The sequence below is a fragment of the Dyadobacter sp. CY323 genome (assembly GCF_021390245.1).
Taxonomy (GTDB): Bacteria; Bacteroidota; Bacteroidia; order Cytophagales; family Spirosomataceae; genus Dyadobacter.
On the sequence record NZ_JAJUXH010000012.1, the window covers coordinates 67,880 to 85,007 of the forward strand.

Sequence of the window (17,128 nt, forward strand, 5' to 3'; positions counted from 1 at the left end):
CAAATGGAACATAAAGCTGCATCGATCCGACCTTTTATCGGATCTAAAGATTTTGAGGTATCGAGACGTTTCTACCGCGATCTCGGTTTCGAGGAAACAATACTTGACCCAAAATTATCTGTATTCAAAATCAGGCAGCTAGCATTCTACTTGCAGGATTATTATGCAAAAGAATGGATCGAAAATACCATGATCTTCCTGGAAGTGGACGATGCGGACCGCTACTATAATGAGCTGCTGGCTTTAAACCTGGCTGAAAAATACGAAGGCGTAAAACTCACACCCACGCGCACCGATTCCTGGGGCAAAGAATGTTTCCTGCACGACCCAGCCGGGATCCTCTGGCATTTCGGCGCGTTTTCTTAAGAGATCCCCACCAGCGAATGATTCGCTTTCCTGAAACTCGCGGGCGACGTTCCTACCTTTAAGGTAATAAATAAAAAGCCCCCGTTAAACCAGACGCTTATTGGGGGCAAATGCATTCGACGCTTTTTGCTTATCAGATCTTAACACTCTTACCGGAAGCGACCGACTTATAGATCGCCTCCACGACCCGGATGTCGCGAAGTCCTTCTTCTCCCGGCGCGATCAGGTCTGTATTATTCATGATAGCGAGGCAATCTTCGTCCATTTGCTTCGCCTGCTGGCTTTTGATCGGGAAGTTGATTACCGTACCATCCGACATGCTGCCTTTGTTCCCATTGTAACCCGACTGCGGCTCCATTTTCACCCAGCCTTTTTCATAATTGATCTGCAGATAATTCATGTTGATGCCAAAACTTGTTTGACATGCCGCTCGCGCGCCACTCGGGAAATCGAGCATAAACATCATCGTCTCTTCCACTTCCTTATAAATTTCCGGACGAGTAGTGGAAGCCTGTGCAATGACGCTGACCGGCTCCTCGCCGGTTGCCAGCCGCGCACCCTGCAATGCGTACACGCCCATATCTCCCATTACGCCGCCGCCAAGTTTCTTATTTTGTTTCCAATGCGTAGTCCGGTTATCCACATATCCGGCGGCGCTGTTTACCATTTTCACTTTCCCGAACTTCTGTTCTTTCGCCACTTTCATATATGCCTGAATATTCGGATCGTGCTGGCAGCGGTAGCCGATCGCCAGTTTCACTTTATTGCTTTTGCAGGCGCTGATCATCGCCTCACAATCCGCAACTGAAGGAGCCATCGGCTTTTCACAAAATACATGTTTCCCGGCTTTGGCGGCACGCACAACAAACTCGCGGTGCATGGAGGGCGGCAGTACCACGTACACAATGTCGATATCCGGATTGTTGGCGATCTGGTCGAAATTCTGGTAGTTGTATATATTCTTGTCCGGAATATTGTACTTGGCTTTCCAGGTTTGCGCCTTTTCCGGCGTGCCTGTGACAATGCCCGCCAGGTAACATTTCTCGGTTAACTGCAATGCGGGTGCCAGCAGATCGGTACTGTAATAGCCCAGACCAACGAGTGCAATGCCCAGTTTGTCTTTTTTCGGCGCCAGCGACGCCAGCAACGGGTTACCGGAAAACAAGGTGGCCGCACCGGCCAGGGTCAATGTGGATAAGAAATCGCGCCTTTCTAGTAACATAGCCTGATTAGATGATGATGGATGATATGATCTTAAATTTCATTGAAGTCATAACCTAGGAAAGGTGTCAGACCTGGTTTTCTATCGGTTGTTACATTTTCAAATGCATTTGCAACAAAACCAAATGCCATTGCATATCCGATCGGCTTGCTTTGTAACCATCGAACAAACGACACCTACGCCTAAAACCAGCACACAAGCCTTTCATTATGAAACAATCCGTGATTACCACACTCTTAGTCCATCCGCATCCATTGGAATGCGAAGCAGTTGCAGAATGGCTGCAAAAGCGCGCTGCCATCCGTCTGATCGGTAAATGCAGCTGCCTCGAAAAGATCCTGCAACTATCCTATTTCACGGAAATTGACCTGGTGATCGCATTTACTTACAGATCCGAGGGGATTGCAGCTCAGATCATGGCTCTCCGGAAAATGCGCCCAAACCTCAGATTTTTGCTTCTTGCCCCAAGTTCATCATTGAAACTGGCGAGAGAAGTGATCCGGTCGGGGGTGAGCGGGTATATCGGGATCGGCGCTGAGCCCGACGAGCTGGAATATGCGATAAAAACAGTCTCCGACGGGAAAGTGTGGTACGGACAGGAGGTCATGATGCGACTGTCCGAAGAAGCCGCGGCCGGGAGTGCAGAATGCGCCCCTGCCCCGACGACCAAAGATTTTCTGAGTAAAAGGGAAACTGAAATTTTGAAACTGGTAGCAAGCGAATATTCGACAAACCGCATTGCCAGCGAACTCTTTATCAGCGGCAAAACGGTGGAAACGCACCGGAGAAACCTTTTTCAAAAGTTGGGGGTCAAAAATTCAGTCGGCCTCACGAAGATCGCGGTCCGGCTTGGCGTGGTTTAAATCTCTTTGCTCAGGTATTCACCGATGAAATTTTCCAATTTTTCCCCGTGTAAATTCACAGCGACGACAAATCCTTTTTCATCGATAAGTACATTAAAAGGAAGCGCATCAATGTGATAATCCTGCGCGATGGGCGACGTCCAGAATTTCAGGTCACTCACCTGCGTCCAGGGAATGTTATACTTTCGGATTATTTTTTGCCATCCTTCTTTTTTGCTGTCGAGCGATACGCCAAAAATCTGAAACTTCCGGTATAATCCATTTTGTTTCGCATATTTCGTGTACAGCTTTTTCAACTCCGGCTGCTCCTCGACACAGGGCGCACACCAGCTCGCCCAAAAATCAATTAAAACCAGTCTGCCGCGCATCGAGGAAAGACGCGCCGTATCGCCTTTCGGTGTCGGCAGACTAATTTCAGGAGCCACATCCCCCACTTTCAACTCACGATCCTGCGCAAATGCCACAGTCCCAATCAGGAAAGCAGCCAGCGCCAGAAATACAACACTCCGTTTTTTCATTCGAATCAAGGCTACTTAGCTACCGGATACCCTTTGTCGATCCAGTCTGTTTTAATGTTTTTCGGGATATTCAATAATCGGGCTTTTGTAAATCCCTGCTCTTTTAAAGCGGTAAATGCAGGCCTGACATTGGGACATCTTTCAAACGGGCAGCATCCGCAATACAGAATTACTTCCTGATTTTTGTCCGCCTTCGCGAGTATCTTTTCCATTTTTTTAACATTGGCTTTTTCACTGCCCGGCCCCACATCCACGGAACCTTTAATGACCGCCTGCGGACCAATGTTGATGATCAGCTGCTTCGTTTTGCCCGCATTGATTTCGTCCGCCAGTTCCTGGGTCGGCTTCAATTGCGCTTCCGTCCAGGGTTCCGTTTTTGTTTGCGCCTGAATGCTCATTGAAAACAGCACCAGGAAGATACAGCTCACCATTTGGGTCATCCGTTTCATGTTCGTCTATTTATTTTTTGTACAAATTTTGTGATAAATGTTCCGGTTAACCCGCATTCTGCACCAGACCGGAGACAATATTAATACTCAGCGCTACAATTACCGTGTTAAATGCAAAGGAAAGTATACCATGCACGAGAGCCAGCCTTCTGATCCTTTTCGAGGTAATCTGCACGTCGGATACCTGAAATGTCATTCCCAGCACAAACGAAAAATAGGTGAAATCCAGGTAATCCGGCTGGTCTTCATCCGGAAATTCCATGCCGCCCGGCTTCTGACTTTTATGCACCTGACCTTTTGCCACATCACTGTAAAACAAATGCGCATACCGCAGTGTGAAAATGGTATGCACCAGCCACCATGAGCAGATTACGCTCGCCAGCGAAAGCAAAATGTGGCCGGTCAGATCCGCCTGGGACACAGAATCTCCGGTGTTTTTCAGGAGTAGTAAAATGGCGAAAAGGCTCACAAACGCCGCGGTGACTGCAAACAAAAAGATGAGCGTTCTGCTGGAATCCTGGGCATATACCTCTTTTTTGACGTCGGCCGGATGTGAACTCAAAATGGTGATCCATGAAAGTGTCAGACTGGTCAGACAATATCCCAGCCAGGTAACCAAAATATGGACCGGCTGCGAAAATTTCCCATAAGCGCTCACGGAAACGACGCATGCCACTGCCATGGAAATGTAAAGTTTATGGTGCGCATCAAGTCGGTTTACAAATGTCAGGTCCGGGATTAAACTGAGGAGCATTGCAAAGTGTTGTTTTGTAAAACAGAAAGATAAGCATTACCTCTCCAATCTCACATTCCGGCGACTACTCCTCTTCCTGCTCATTCTTCATCGAAGACAACAATGCATATGCTCCTTTCACAACGATCTTCGCATTCCCGCCATTAAATCCATCCTGGAATTTGACTTCCGAAAACCCGTTTTCTGATACACCCCGAGATACTTCCTTCATCTCAAATGCCAGCCCGGAGTCTTTGTCTTCCTGATCTTTTGTGTTTTGAATAAAAATATAGGACTTACCATCAAAATCAACAATAGCCTGATCGGGCAATGCGTCGACCGGGTTTGCACCGGTTTCAATAATGGCTTTTACAAAGTTTTCGGGCAGGAAACCGGCGTCGTCATGCGCCAGGTGACAGTGGACGCGGACGGTGCGGTCTTCATTGATTTTTTGGTTGATCAGATACACTTTGGCCAGGTGTTCTTTTCCCGGGTTGTTGCTAACCGTAAAACGCACGAGCTGCCCCAGCTTTACCTTCGGAATATCCTGCTCAAATACCGAAAGTTCGACATGCAGGTGATCGGTATCCACGATCTCAAACATCACATCCGTCGGATTTACGTACTTGCCCAGGTTCACATTCACGGTCGTAACCGATCCGCTGATCGGCGAGATAATGACGGTGTTATTCACGATGGTACCTTTCTCTAACACCGATAAATTAATGCCCGCTGTTTTTAAACGCTCTCTCAGGCCCGACAAACGCGCTTTTTGTGTTTTTACCTCGGTTGCGGCTTGCTGTAAAACTTTCTGCGCATTGACATTTTCCTTGCTCAACTGGGTTTGACGCGCCAGTTCCAGCTGCGCATATTCCAGCTTGCTATCCGTTTCGAGGTAATCCTGCTGGATCTGGATGAAGTCCGGGTTTTCGATCGTCGCCAGCACTTGTCCCTTCTTCACTTTCATACCTTGCAGCAGCTCCGTTTTCCGCACAAACCCACCCATTGGTGCCGAAATGCTGACAAGATTTTGCGGGGGAATGTCAATGCTTCCATTGGCATTCACCACGTCGCTGAGATTGCGCGTGCTGATCGTCCCGGTTTCGATCCCGGCGGTTTCATACTGTGCTCTTGTCAAATGGACCATACCGGATTCCGGTTCATTCTCCGTTGCTGGCTGCGAAACGGTGGCTTGCGGTTTCTCTTCATTCTTCGTGCAGCAGGCTAATCCCGCCAGAAGAAATATAATGAGTGCTATATTTTTCATTTTGATATGTCTTTAAATAAAGATTTGTCCCGTTCGTGAAATGCGCGGTCAGGGTTTGTTCAGCAAAAATTCAATTTCGATCACCGACTGGTTGTAACTGTCCAGCAGATCCAGATAAGTCGATTTGATACCTAATGCACGGTTCAATGACTGGGCAAATTCTACATACCCGATCTCGCCAGCCTCGTAGGCTTTTACCGCATTAACCCGGATCACATCGGCCAGTACCAATGTCTTTTTTTCGTAAATATCAAGGCTTTGACTGGCGCTTTGATACGTTTGCAGCGCTTGTTCCAGAGAACTGTTTAATTGCACCCGGGTCAGCTCCAACTGATTTTGTGCGATTTGCTCATTCAGTTCGGATGCTCTGACGCGGGCCTTGTTGACTCCATTAAAAATCGGTATCCCGATCCCCAGCTGAAACCCCTGAAAACGCTTTCCCGAGCCGTAATACACCTCATTTCCATTGATATTCTGATTACCAATAAGAGACTGATTGAAATAACCAATACTAAAACCCGGCAGATTGCCCGTTCGCTGTACGTCCGTAGACTTTCTATCGATGATAACCTGCTGACTCAGGAATTGCAGGTAAGGATTGGACGCGATACCGGCAGAATCCACGGTAATGGCCGCCAGGCTGCGCTTTGTAAGCGTATCCACATCCGGCTCCACCGGTTCCGCACTGAAAATCAAGGTCTGTAATTGTTTCTGCAGGTTGAGCCTATCGCCATTGTTTCGAATCATTCGGGCCTGGATATCACCTTGCTCACTCTGCGCCACGGCATATTCCAGCTGATTGGCCTCACCCGTTTTAAACCGCAGTTCCGCTGCTTTTACGAAACGCTCCGCACGGACATTCTCCTGAAATAGCAGATCCCGTTTTCTGTCGGCGAGGACCCATGTATAATAAGTACTTTTGATCTGCCTGATCAGCTCGGCTTTTGTCACTTCCATCCTGGCCTGCGCCCCATTCACTTGTTCCGACAAAAGTTCTTTTCTTTTAGCAGTAACCTTTGGATGGGTAAAAGTTTGGGATACATTAAATTGATTGTCAAACTTCTTGCTGTTATACTGCCCTCCCATCCACGAAAATTCGGTTTTGCCCAAATCCAGCGCAGTACCCTGCAACGCCTTTTGAAAATCGACCTGATACACACCCGATTTGATCTGTCTGTTTTTGGAAATTGCCTCCTCAATGGCTTGTGAAAGGTTTATTTTTCGAATATTCGTCGCATCCTGAGCTTTGGAATTCGAAGCCAGCAAACTGCCGCCCGAAATCAACAATAGCAATCCGAAAGGTTTGACATTTAACTTGCTACCAAACCGTTTTTCGACGATTAAATACAAAACAGGCAAAACCAGCAGTGTCAAAAGTGTCGCCGATACCAGCCCGCCGATCACGACGGTGGCGAGTGGCCGCTGCACTTCTGCACCTGCGCTGGACGATAATGCCATGGGTAAAAATCCGAGCGATGCCACGAGCGCGGTCATGAGTACCGGCCTCAATCTCGTCTCCGTTCCCTGAAAAATGACTTTTGATAGGTTTGTTTCTCCATCTTTTCGCAGGAAATTAAATTCCGCAATCAGCACAATCCCATTCAATACCGCCACGCCGAAAAGAGCGATGAAGCCGATTCCTGCTGAAATGCTGAAAGGCATCCCGCGGAGCCATAATGCAAGAATCCCGCCGATCGCCGATAGTGGGATCGCCGTCAAAATCAGGAGACTTTGCCGGAGTGAATGGAATGTAAAATACAGCAGTACGAAAATCAAAAGCAGCGCAATGGGCACCGCAATGCTCAAACGGCTGCTGGCTTCCTGCAGATTCTGAAATTGTCCGCCATACGTAGCATAGTAGCCCGTCGGAAGTTTGATCTGAGTGTCTATTTTCCCTTGAATTTCCTCCACGACACTTTCCACATCCCTACCCCGCACATTGAATGCGACGGTAATCCGGCGTTTCGCGTCCTCGCGCTGGATCTGGTTTGCGCCTACTTTCATTTCGATGGTGGCGATCTGATCCAGCGGGATTTGCTGACCCGAGGGACTTGTGATAAACAATGCACGCACATCTTCTTTGGCGCGGCGGTTTGCCCCGGCGAGCCTGACAACCAGATCAAATCTTTTTTCACCTTCATAAACCAGCCCGGCGCTGCTGCCGGCAAATGCGGTGTTGATCGTCCGGTTGGCATCTTCAATGCTGATCCCAAACCGCGACAAACGGTCCCTGTCGAAATGAACGACGATCTGAGGAAGCCCGCTCACTTCTTCCACATACATATCCTGCGCACCTTCCACCGACCTTACCAGCTTTCCGACTTTGGCAGCCTGTGCCGCTAGCACGTCCAGATCTTCCCCAAAGATCTTGATCGCCACATCCTGCTTCACGCCCGTCATAAGCTCATTGAAACGCATCTGGATCGGCTGCTGAAAACCAAAGGTGACCCCGGCGATCGATTCAGTAAGCGTTGCCTGCATTTTTTCCGCGAGTTCTTCCCGGCCCGATGCCTTTGTCCAGGTGGATTTATCTTTTAAAATAATCATCAGATCCGCCGCCTCCACCGGCATCGGGTCCGTGGGTATTTCGGATGAGCCAATTTTCCCGACCACTTCCACGATTTCATCCGGGTAGTTTTTTTGCAGCAAAGCAGCCGCTTTCTGCGCTGCTTCGATGGTTTCAGATAAAGAACTTCCAGTTAATACGCGCATTTCAACGGCAAAATCTCCCTCGTCGAGCTGGGGGATAAATTCACCGCCCATATTCAGAAAGATCCAGAGACTAACGCCAAAAAGCAACATCGCGCTGGCTACCACGATAATCCGCTGCCTGAGTGCAAATGCCAATGCGGGCAGGTATAACCTGTGAAAGAAGCCGATAATTTTGTCCGAAACATTGGCTTTGTGTTCGTTTTGTTTGCTCAGAAACAAAGCAGAAACCATGGGAACATAGGTAATGGAAAGGATAAATGCACCGAGAATTGCAAAACTCACGGTTTGCGCCATCGGTCTGAACATTTTACCCTCAATGCCCACCAGCGCCAGAATGGGCAGGTAAACGATCAGGATAATGATCTCCCCGAATGCAGCCGAATTCCGGATCTTCGACGCCGATTCATATACTTCGGCATCCATTTCCCGCTGAGAAAGCCGGTGCGTGTATTTTTTCCCAAGAATGTGATAAAGCGTGGCTTCGACGATGATCACCGCACCGTCGACGATTAATCCAAAATCAATGGCACCCAGGCTCATGAGGTTACCCGAAACGCCAAACAGGTTCATCATACTCACCGCAAAAAGCATCGCCAGCGGAATTACCGAGGCAACCACCAGGCCCGCCCGCAGGTTTCCCAGCAGTAGTATCAATACAAAAATGACGATCAGCGCGCCTTCGATCAGGTTTTTTGAAACGGTATGGATCGCATTGTTAACCAGTTTGGTACGGTCCAGAAACGGCTCGATGAGCACACCTTCCGGCAGCGATTTCCGGATCTGCCCGATCCGTGCTTTTACATTCCCGATCACCTTGGAAGAATTGGCGCCTTTCAGCATCAGTACCAGCCCGCCCACCACCTCTCCCTCCGCATTCCGGGTCATGGCGCCGTAACGTACCGCGCTGCCAAACTGCACGGTGGCAATGTCACGGACAAGTACCGGAAGTCCGTTTGGATTGGTTTTCACCTGGATCTTTTCAATGTCTTTCAGACTGCCGATCAGGCCTTCGCTTCGGATAAAATAGGCATTCGGTTTTTTGTCGATGTAGGCTCCTCCGGTATTCTGGTTATTTTTTTCGAGTGCTGTAAAAATATCCGACATCGAAATTCCGGCGCTCCGCAGCTTGAATGGATCAATGGAAATCTCGTATTGTTTAAGAAATCCGCCGAAGCTGCTGACATCCGCAACGCCCTCGGTACCAAGCAACTGCCGACGTACGATCCAGTCCTGTATACTTCTCAGTTCCATCGGCGGATATCTCTTCTCGAAACCTTCTTTGGTATGCAACACATATTGGTATATCTCCCCCAAACCGGTCGTAACCGGTGCAAGATCGGGCGAGCCGATACCCGGAGGAATTTGCTCGACGGCGCTTTTCAGACGCTCCGAAACTTGCTGCCGCGCCCAGTAAACGTCGGTATGATCTTTAAAAACAATGGTAACTACCGAAAGTCCGAACCTGGAAATCGAACGGATCTCCACGATATTCGGAATGGTCGCCATTTCCGTTTCGACCGGAAAAGTAACGAGCCGCTCCACTTCCTGGGCAGCCAGTGAGGGGCTGGAAGTAATCACCTGTACCTGGTTGTTGGTGATGTCGGGAACGGCGTCAATGGGCAGCTGGGTCAGCGAATATATCCCCCACACCGTTAATGCAAGGGTGAAAATCCCCACCACCAGCTTGTTGTGAATGGAGAAATAGATGATTTTATCTAACATCAGATTTAAACTTACATGTATCAATGAGCTTATAACCAGGCCCAAATGAGTGGACTCAGTGATAAACCAAACTTTAAAAAATACAGGTAAACTACACCCTGGGCGGCTGCCAGATCGACGTCAGATCGTCGCGATTGGTGGCGGAAAGGTAGGCAAAGCTGATTTCCTTAAATGTGGTGAAAGAAGCTTTCAGAGGTAAGAAAGCAATTTGGTGCTGCAAAGAAACGCTGGCACAACATGCGCAGGTGCAAAATGGCGAGCAAAGATCCATTTCGAAGTGACCCTGCTGATCTGTATCCGGTTTAATCACAACGATCTGGTTTTCCGGCGCAGCTTCCTCCTGATCCTGGCAGGGAATGCAGGAAAGCGCAATGGAGTAGAAAGCCAATAGTACTAAAACAAATCGCTTCATGCCGCAAATCTAAATCAAATTGACATGCAACAGGTAGGCAAAAACCGGAACCGGCGTGAAAACGTTAAATCATGTTAAAACAAACTTACACAGTCATTTAAAAACCCATAATGGATAAATTGCAGGGGACATTTGAACGAAAAGATTTGGTATGTTAAGAAATTACATAAAAATCGCGGCGCGAAACCTTCGGCTGAACAAAACTTACGCCATTCTTAACATCACCGGCCTCAGCCTGGGAATTTCCGGCGCTATTCTCATCTTTATTTTTCTGCATTACCACCTGAGTTTCGACCGCCATCAGGCCGATCAGGAGCGGATCTACCGGGTGGTGCTGGAACTTCATCTGGATGAAGGCATCGAGCACGAACCGGGATCATCGGTTCCACTGGGGACAACCCTTTTACGCGATTTTCCGCAGGTTGAAGCTGCCGGGCTCGTTGCAAAAATGCCCGATGTGACCTTATCCGCAACGAACCGGCGGGAGACGAAACGGTTTCTGGAAAAGACGAGTGTTGCATTGGCGGATCAGGGTTTTACCCAAATGTTCTCTTTTGAATGGCTGACCAAGTTCAATCCGGAGCAAATGAAAGAACCCTCCACGGTGGTGATCAGTGATAAAATAGCCCTGAAATATTTCGGAAAAACGGATGTAACCGGCAAAACGCTAAAAATGAACAATGCGAACGAGCTGCGTATCGCCGGCGTTTTTAAAAGCCAGACGAAGCCGACCGATCTGGATTTCGACGTGTTTATTTCATTGCCTACCATCAAAGTCATTGATCCCGCCTACGACCTGCAGGATTTCGGCTGGATCAGCAGTCGAAATCTCACATTCGTAAAACTAACTGTCGGCAGCGATCCGAGGAAGGTTGAAACCCTTTTGTCCCGCAATGGAGGGAAATATTACGGAGAGGTGGCCAAATATTACCACCACAAGCTGCAGGAGTTGAGTGAAATACATTTTGACCCAAACTATGACGGAAAAATAAGAAAGTCGATTTTATGGATACTGGGCGGCGTGGGTGCTTTTCTGATGCTGATCGCTTGTATCAACTTCATCAATCTGGCGACTGCACAGGCATTGAAACGATCAAAAGAAATTGGCGTTAGAAAGGTTTTGGGAAGTACGCAGCGGCAGCTTTTCTGGCAATTTATGAGCGAGACCGCGGTTATAACAATCACCGCATCACTTTTTTCTTTGCTTCTGACCGCCATATTCGTCCCATTCATGAATAATCTGACGCAAACGAAAGCCTACTCTTTCGCGGGGATATTTAGACCGGAATTACTGTTATTCTGGCTTTTTTCCATGATCCTGATCGTACTGCTTGCCGGATTTTATCCGTCAGTGATCATTTCCGGTTTTAATCCGATCACCGCATTAAAAGGAAAACTTGGGAACAGGCAGGTGGGCGGTTTGAACCTGAGACGCTCACTCGTTACCGTTCAGCTGGTGATTGCGCAGATCCTGGTAACCGGCACATTGGTTTTACTTCTCCAACTGAAATTTTTCAAAAACGCCGACCTCGGTTTCGATCAGCATGCGGTGGTTTCTGTTACCTTGCCAAAACAGCATGCAGCTCGTAAAGTAAGTCAGTCCCTCAAAAATGAATTGTTGCAAAACCCTGATATACAATCGGTCAGCTATCAATATGAAGCTCCGACGTCGTCCATGGGCCACGGCGGCTCACTCCGGTTTGACAACCGCGCCGAGTGGGAAAAGTTCATGATCCGGGACCGGTTTGCCGACAAGGATTATCTGCAGACTTACAAAATGCCACTTCTCGCAGGCCGGAGTTTTATGGATAAAGATTCAGTCAACGAGTTTGTGGTCAATGAAGAACTTATGCACCGCCTCGGAATTCGTGACCCTGAAAAAATGCTCGGCAAGCAAATGGAAGATGGCAACTCCGGTTTCAAAGGTGAGATTGTCGGCGTCGTGAAAAGCTTTCATTTAAAATCTCTGCAGGAAGCTGTCGAACCCTGCGCCATTTTTGCAAATCCGAAATTGTATAAAGAAGTCGCCATCAAGCTGAATACAAATGACCTGTCGGCGACGCTGCAAAAAGTCCGGAATGCCTGGTCGAAAACGTACCCGAACGAAGTTTTCGAATACCAGTTTGTAGACGAAAAAATTGCCCGTTTTTACGAAAAAGAACAACTGTTAACGACGCTGATCCAGTCTTTCGCGGCGATCGCCATTTTCATTTGCTGCCTCGGTTTGTATGGAATGGTATCGTTTATGGTTTCGCAGCGGATCAAGGAAATCGGTGTCCGGAAAGTATTGGGCGCGGGTGTCGAAAGCATCGTCATGCTGTTTGGAAAAGAGTTTCTGATACTCGCTTTTATTGCTACGCTCCTTTCCGCGCCCATTGCCTGGTACCTCATGAATACCTGGCTGAGCAATTTTGCATACCGCATTGATCTTAAATGGTGGATACCCGCATCCGGTGGACTGATTATTCTATCAATCGCTTTACTTACAGTGGGTTATAAAGTAGTTACTGCCGCATGTATGAATCCGGTGAAAAGCTTAAAAACGGACTAGTAGTCGGTTCATGGGCCATTTCACCCGAATTTGAACTTGGACTTTGAAAAGGAGTTGCTAGTTTTACGAATATGGTAAAATGGATCAACCCTCATTCGTTCAAGGCGTTTTTTAAGTCCGGCTCCATCGGCGGGATCATTCTGATAGTCTGTGTTTTTATTTCACTGATCGTCGCTAATACTTCCCTCGGGCCTGGTTTCGAAGCATTGCTTGCGCAGGAAATCGGCGGAGATATCGCAGGCATTCAGCTGCGTTACCCGGTACTTTTATGGATCAATGACGGGCTGATGGCGATCTTTTTCCTGCTCGTGGGATTAGAGATCAAACGGGAATTGGTGGAAGGCGAACTTTCGTCATTCAAGAAAGCGTCACTGCCGATCCTGGCGGCATTGGGCGGAGTAATAGCCCCGGCGGCAATCTATTTTGCGCTCAATAAAGGCACTGAAACAGCGGGTGGCTGGGGTATTCCCATGGCGACCGACATTGCATTTGCGATTGCGGTCATATCCATGCTCGGGAAACGGGCTCCTTCTTCACTAAAAATATTTCTTTCAGCCCTCGCGATCGTCGACGACCTCATGGCGATCCTGGTTATTGCATTGTTTTACTCCACGGATATTCATTTTATGTACCTGTTGTATGCAGCAGGCATTTTTATTTTTTTATTGATTTTAAACAAACTGAGAGTAAAAAATCTGGCCGCCTACCTCGTGCCCGGACTTTTCATCTGGTATTTCATTCACCATTCCGGCGTGCATGCCACCATTGCAGGCGTACTCACTGCTTTTGCAATCTCGACCACCCCGGATGCGACGGAATCCCCGCTGGAAAAACTGGAACATATTCTCGTCAATCCGGTCAACTTCGTGATCATGCCCATTTTTGCACTGGCGAATACCAACATTGCATTTGAACCTGGCATGCTTGCAGGACTGGGCACGGTGCTCGGCCTCGGGATTATCACTGGTTTGGTCATCGGGAAGCCACTCGGAATTACACTTTTTTCCTGGCTTGCGGTAAAGATGGGGATCGCCAAAATGCCGGGTAATGCTTCCTGGATGCACATTATCGGAGCAGGAATGCTCGGAGGTATCGGGTTCACGATGTCCATTTTTATTGCGGTACTGTCTTTTTCAGAAAAACAGCATGTACTTTCCGAAGCGAAATTTTCCATTTTGACGGCTTCCATTATCTCGGGAGTATTGGGATATCTGTGGCTGAGCCGGCTGGAAAAAAGCCCCACGACAACCTCAGCTGACTAGCCTGCCGGGCATGGAAATTGCTCCATGGTTATACACATTAAAAGTAAATGATATGAATACTGAAAAAGCCATTTTGGCAGGAGGTTGCTTTTGGGGCGTGGAAGAACTTTTCAGGCACCAGCCAGGCGTGACTTCAACCGTGGTGGGATACACCGGCGGCGATGTGCCCAATGCGACCTACCGGAACCACGGAACGCATGCCGAAGGAATTGAGATCGAATTTGATCCCCAACAATTGACATACCGGGGACTACTTGAATATTTCTTCCAGATCCACGACCCTACCACGCGAAACCGGCAGGGAAACGACATCGGAACTTCTTATCGCTCCGCAATATTTTATTTAAATGAAAACCAGCGTGACGTAGCCAATGCACTGATCGCTGAAATGGAAGCATCCGGCATCTGGCCCGGCAAAATTGTGACGGAAGTAGTCCCCGCCGGAGATTTCTGGAATGCGGAAGTGGAGCATCAGGACTACTTGCAAAAACATCCGGGCGGATATACCTGCCACTTTGAAAGACCCGGCTGGAAACTGAGCTGAATTTAATTCAGCCTACTAAAATAACGGTAAACTCCGCGCCTTCGCCTTCTTTTGATTCGACTGTCATTGAGCCGCCATATGCCTTGGTTATAATGTCGTAGCTCAATGACAGACCGAGCCCCGTGCCCTGGCCGGTAGGTTTGGTGGTAAAAAATGGCTGGAATATTTTGCCCTGGATTTGGTCCGGTATCCCGGTGCCGTTATCGGTGACACGGATCATCACTTTGTTGTCCGATTTCTGCGTGCTCAAAGTAACAATCGGCTGATAATCGTGGTCGCCCCTGTTTTTATGTTTTTCCCGAACGGCGTAAAAAGCATTGTTCAGCAAGTTCAGGATAACCCTTCCCATGTCCTGGGGCACGAGCATCATTTTCTCTAAATCCGGATCGAAATTCCTGTTAATTGCGACATCGAAAGACTTGTCTTTGGCACGGAATCCATGGTAACTCAGCCGGATGTATTCCTCAATGAGCGCATTGATATCCGTCGGTTCCTTTTTCCCGGTGCTGGTGCGGCTGTGCTGCAACATCCCTTTTACGATGGAATCGGCGCGTTTGCCGTGCTCGTGAATCCTTGCCAGGTTCTCAATGACGTCGGACACGATTTCTCTGGCCTCGTCCGCATTTCCTTTATTCAGCTCGTCTTTCACCTCATCCAGCAGTTCGATACTCGTTTCCGAAAAATTATTCACGAAGTTCAGGGGATTCTGGATCTCATGCGCGATCCCGGATGTGAGCTCGCCCAGACTGGCCATTTTCTCCGACTGGATCAGCTGCGCCTGCGCGGCTTTCAATTCATCCAGCGTTTCCTCGGCTACTTTTCGCTGCGATTCAATGACGGTATTTTTCTGCTGCAACTCTTTAAACGTATTGTCAAGTCGCTGCCGGTTCCGGTTTACGATCAGCAAAATCACCCCCAATAACAGCAATGCAGCCACCGCAGAGAATGTCAGCCATTGTTGCTGCAGATTCTCCCGTTTCAGATCTTCCTCCTTTTTTGAAAATTCCAGCTTAGCGTCATACACATTCGCAATGCGCTGGGCTTCCAGGTTTCGCAGACTGTCTGAATACACCTTGAATTGTTTGAAATAGGCAAGACTGTTTGTCCCGTCCCCCATTTGTTGATAAATGGCAGACACGATTTCGCTGGCATCGCGCTGCAATTGGGTGTGCCCCATGTTTTTTGCCTGGCGCAGGCTTTCCAATCCATTCTTTAATGCTTCATTTGAAGAACCCTGCCGCGCATATACCCGCGCCAACCCGATCAGGGCTTTGCAACCGGAGGTACTGTAATGATGCTGCGTCGCTAGTTTTGAAGCCGTTTCAAAATAGGCCGCGGCTTTGTCCAAACTGTCCATCCGAAAATAGGTATTACCCAGCGAATGCGATACGATTGTCCGCATTTCCGGGTTATCTTTTTGCAAAGCCAGCGCATTGGCAAGATTCAAATTCGTTAATGCGAGAAGTAATTGGTTTTGCTCAATATTTACTTCCGCAATGTTATTATATGCGAGGATTACGCCGATTGTATCTGACATTTCTTTCGCGATAAGCAGTGTTTTTTTATAGGTACTATCTGCCTCCTTCATTTTACCCTGATAAAAATGAATGATCGCAATGTTGTTGAGCGTACTGGCTAATACAAACTTGTTGTGAATATCCTCCGCTGATTTTAATGCGGCGTAAAATTCATTCAATGCAGCCGAGTAATTCCCCTGACTCATATACACCAGTCCGATGTTGTTACGAATGCCGGGAAAAGCCGTTTTGTAACCACTCTTTTCAGCTGCCTCGTAGCTTTTTTTATACCATATCAATGCATTAATATAGTCCCCTTTTGTTAAATAAGAAGTGCCGGTAATTTTATAACTGTCGGCTACACCATCCTTATAATCAACACGTTCACAATCGAGTGTATTTTCTTTCAATATTTTGAGTGCGCTGTCGGGATAACTGTCCGCATATAAAAACGCAATTTGATTCACGACATTCAGATACGCAGTATCGCTACGGAAATCCTTTGTCATTTCCAACCGCTTTTTCTTGTCTTTTAATAAAGAAATATTGCGTGTTTGCGCATGGGTTAATGACAAAAAAGTCACCCCGATAATGGCGGTCAAAAAGGTCGTTTTCAGGAATCGCTTCATGGATCAGATGTCAGTAAAAATGATATGATCCATATAAACAACACGGATTTCATTTTGCAAAAACAGCGTTTTCAACATTGACATTGTTTATTTAAAAATTTGATAGCAAATTCTTATATTAGCTAAACTAAATCTAACGTTATGCCACAAATTACGAACAAATTCAAATTATCCGGCTTGTTTGCAACGGCTTTAATTGCTTCATGTATGTTTATATCATGCGGCAAAGAAAAAACCTCTGACGAAGCAGACACAACCGCTCCGGCGGACACCACGCAAGTCGCTCCGATGGAGGGGGACAGTGTACCTATTATCGTTGATTCAACTGCATCAAAACGTCCGGAACCGCGTACCACCTGAT

At 47.8% G+C, this 17,128-nt stretch carries 14 protein-coding genes; 6 read left to right on the forward strand and 8 right to left on the reverse strand.

Going from position 1 to position 17,128, the window contains the following annotated elements; all coding sequences use genetic code 11:
- Nucleotides 1-3: 3 nt before the first annotated feature.
- Nucleotides 4-366, forward strand: a complete 363-nt coding sequence (locus tag LZG72_RS18165; RefSeq protein WP_233875707.1) for a glyoxalase — start codon at nt 4-6, stop codon at nt 364-366.
- Nucleotides 367-499: 133 nt separating this feature from the next.
- On the opposite strand, the gene LZG72_RS18170 is transcribed toward LZG72_RS18165, so the two are convergent.
- The gene (locus LZG72_RS18170) at nt 500-1,588 is read right to left on the reverse strand and encodes a Gfo/Idh/MocA family protein (protein WP_233875709.1); all 1,089 of its coding nucleotides are present in this window, start codon (nt 1,586-1,588) and stop codon (nt 500-502) included.
- A 209-nt stretch (nt 1,589-1,797) separates the two neighbouring features.
- Here LZG72_RS18170 and LZG72_RS29290 point away from each other — a divergent pair, with 209 nt between their 5' ends.
- Nucleotides 1,798-2,451 carry a response regulator transcription factor gene (locus tag LZG72_RS29290; protein WP_304488638.1) on the forward strand — a complete coding sequence of 218 codons (654 nt, stop codon included), beginning with the start codon at nt 1,798-1,800 and terminating at the stop codon, nt 2,449-2,451.
- On the opposite strand, the gene LZG72_RS18180 is transcribed toward LZG72_RS29290, so the two are convergent.
- From LZG72_RS18180 to LZG72_RS18205, 6 genes are all read right to left on the reverse strand, one after another.
- Nucleotides 2,448-2,969, reverse strand: coding sequence for a TlpA disulfide reductase family protein (locus LZG72_RS18180; protein ID WP_233875711.1), 522 nt, complete (start codon nt 2,967-2,969; stop codon nt 2,448-2,450). The two genes, LZG72_RS29290 and LZG72_RS18180, sit on opposite strands and share 4 nt — an antisense overlap.
- Nucleotides 2,970-2,980: 11 nt before the next feature.
- Nucleotides 2,981-3,418, reverse strand: a complete 438-nt coding sequence (locus tag LZG72_RS18185) for a rhodanese-like domain-containing protein (protein ID WP_233875714.1) — start codon at nt 3,416-3,418, stop codon at nt 2,981-2,983.
- A 46-nt stretch (nt 3,419-3,464) separates the two neighbouring features.
- The gene (locus LZG72_RS18190) at nt 3,465-4,172 is read right to left on the reverse strand and encodes a DUF1345 domain-containing protein (RefSeq protein WP_233875716.1); all 708 of its coding nucleotides are present in this window, start codon (nt 4,170-4,172) and stop codon (nt 3,465-3,467) included.
- A gap of 64 nt (nt 4,173-4,236) precedes the next feature.
- Nucleotides 4,237-5,418 (reverse strand): efflux RND transporter periplasmic adaptor subunit, encoded by a 1,182-nt coding sequence (locus LZG72_RS18195; protein WP_233875718.1) that lies wholly within the window; start codon nt 5,416-5,418, stop codon nt 4,237-4,239.
- A 48-nt stretch (nt 5,419-5,466) separates the two neighbouring features.
- Nucleotides 5,467-9,852, reverse strand: a complete 4,386-nt coding sequence (locus LZG72_RS18200; protein WP_233875720.1) for a CusA/CzcA family heavy metal efflux RND transporter — start codon at nt 9,850-9,852, stop codon at nt 5,467-5,469.
- A 91-nt stretch (nt 9,853-9,943) separates the two neighbouring features.
- Nucleotides 9,944-10,264, reverse strand: a complete 321-nt coding sequence (locus tag LZG72_RS18205) for a DUF6660 family protein (protein ID WP_233875722.1) — start codon at nt 10,262-10,264, stop codon at nt 9,944-9,946.
- A 151-nt stretch (nt 10,265-10,415) separates the two neighbouring features.
- Here LZG72_RS18205 and LZG72_RS18210 point away from each other — a divergent pair, with 151 nt between their 5' ends.
- From LZG72_RS18210 to msrA, 3 genes are all read left to right on the forward strand, one after another.
- On the forward strand, nt 10,416-12,815 hold the full coding sequence (locus LZG72_RS18210) for an ABC transporter permease (protein WP_233875724.1): 2,400 nt from the start codon (nt 10,416-10,418) through the stop codon (nt 12,813-12,815).
- 71 nt (nt 12,816-12,886) lie between these two features.
- Nucleotides 12,887-14,077, forward strand: a complete 1,191-nt coding sequence (nhaA, locus tag LZG72_RS18215; RefSeq protein ID WP_233875726.1) for a Na+/H+ antiporter NhaA — start codon at nt 12,887-12,889, stop codon at nt 14,075-14,077.
- A gap of 52 nt (nt 14,078-14,129) precedes the next feature.
- Nucleotides 14,130-14,621 (forward strand): peptide-methionine (S)-S-oxide reductase MsrA, encoded by a 492-nt coding sequence (gene msrA / locus LZG72_RS18220; protein ID WP_233875728.1) that lies wholly within the window; start codon nt 14,130-14,132, stop codon nt 14,619-14,621.
- A 7-nt stretch (nt 14,622-14,628) separates the two neighbouring features.
- Here msrA and LZG72_RS18225 read toward each other — a convergent pair whose 3' ends face one another.
- The gene (locus LZG72_RS18225) at nt 14,629-16,767 is read right to left on the reverse strand and encodes a tetratricopeptide repeat protein (protein ID WP_233875731.1); all 2,139 of its coding nucleotides are present in this window, start codon (nt 16,765-16,767) and stop codon (nt 14,629-14,631) included.
- Nucleotides 16,768-16,974: 207 nt separating this feature from the next.
- On the opposite strand from LZG72_RS18225, the gene LZG72_RS18230 reads away from it, so the two are divergent.
- Nucleotides 16,975-17,127 (forward strand): hypothetical protein, encoded by a 153-nt coding sequence (locus LZG72_RS18230; protein WP_233875733.1) that lies wholly within the window; start codon nt 16,975-16,977, stop codon nt 17,125-17,127.
- Nucleotide 17,128: the final 1 nt, after the last annotated feature.

Bases quoted from the DNA above. Each gene is read 5' to 3' on its own strand.
- LZG72_RS18165 (WP_233875707.1), top strand. From the start codon at position 4: ATGGAACATAAAGCTGCATCGATCCGACCTTTTATCGGATCTAAAGAT.
- LZG72_RS18170 (WP_233875709.1), bottom strand. From the start codon at position 1,588: ATGTTACTAGAAAGGCGCGATTTCTTATCCACATTGACCCTGGCCGGT.
- LZG72_RS29290 (WP_304488638.1), top strand. From the start codon at position 1,798: ATGAAACAATCCGTGATTACCACACTCTTAGTCCATCCGCATCCATTG.
- LZG72_RS18180 (WP_233875711.1), bottom strand. From the start codon at position 2,969: ATGAAAAAACGGAGTGTTGTATTTCTGGCGCTGGCTGCTTTCCTGATT.
- LZG72_RS18185 (WP_233875714.1), bottom strand. From the start codon at position 3,418: ATGAAACGGATGACCCAAATGGTGAGCTGTATCTTCCTGGTGCTGTTT.
- LZG72_RS18190 (WP_233875716.1), bottom strand. From the start codon at position 4,172: ATGCTCCTCAGTTTAATCCCGGACCTGACATTTGTAAACCGACTTGAT.
- LZG72_RS18195 (WP_233875718.1), bottom strand. From the start codon at position 5,418: ATGAAAAATATAGCACTCATTATATTTCTTCTGGCGGGATTAGCCTGC.
- LZG72_RS18200 (WP_233875720.1), bottom strand. From the start codon at position 9,852: ATGTTAGATAAAATCATCTATTTCTCCATTCACAACAAGCTGGTGGTG.
- LZG72_RS18205 (WP_233875722.1), bottom strand. From the start codon at position 10,264: ATGAAGCGATTTGTTTTAGTACTATTGGCTTTCTACTCCATTGCGCTT.
- LZG72_RS18210 (WP_233875724.1), top strand. From the start codon at position 10,416: ATGTTAAGAAATTACATAAAAATCGCGGCGCGAAACCTTCGGCTGAAC.
- nhaA (WP_233875726.1), top strand. From the start codon at position 12,887: ATGGTAAAATGGATCAACCCTCATTCGTTCAAGGCGTTTTTTAAGTCC.
- msrA (WP_233875728.1), top strand. From the start codon at position 14,130: ATGAATACTGAAAAAGCCATTTTGGCAGGAGGTTGCTTTTGGGGCGTG.
- LZG72_RS18225 (WP_233875731.1), bottom strand. From the start codon at position 16,767: ATGAAGCGATTCCTGAAAACGACCTTTTTGACCGCCATTATCGGGGTG.
- LZG72_RS18230 (WP_233875733.1), top strand. From the start codon at position 16,975: ATGTTTATATCATGCGGCAAAGAAAAAACCTCTGACGAAGCAGACACA.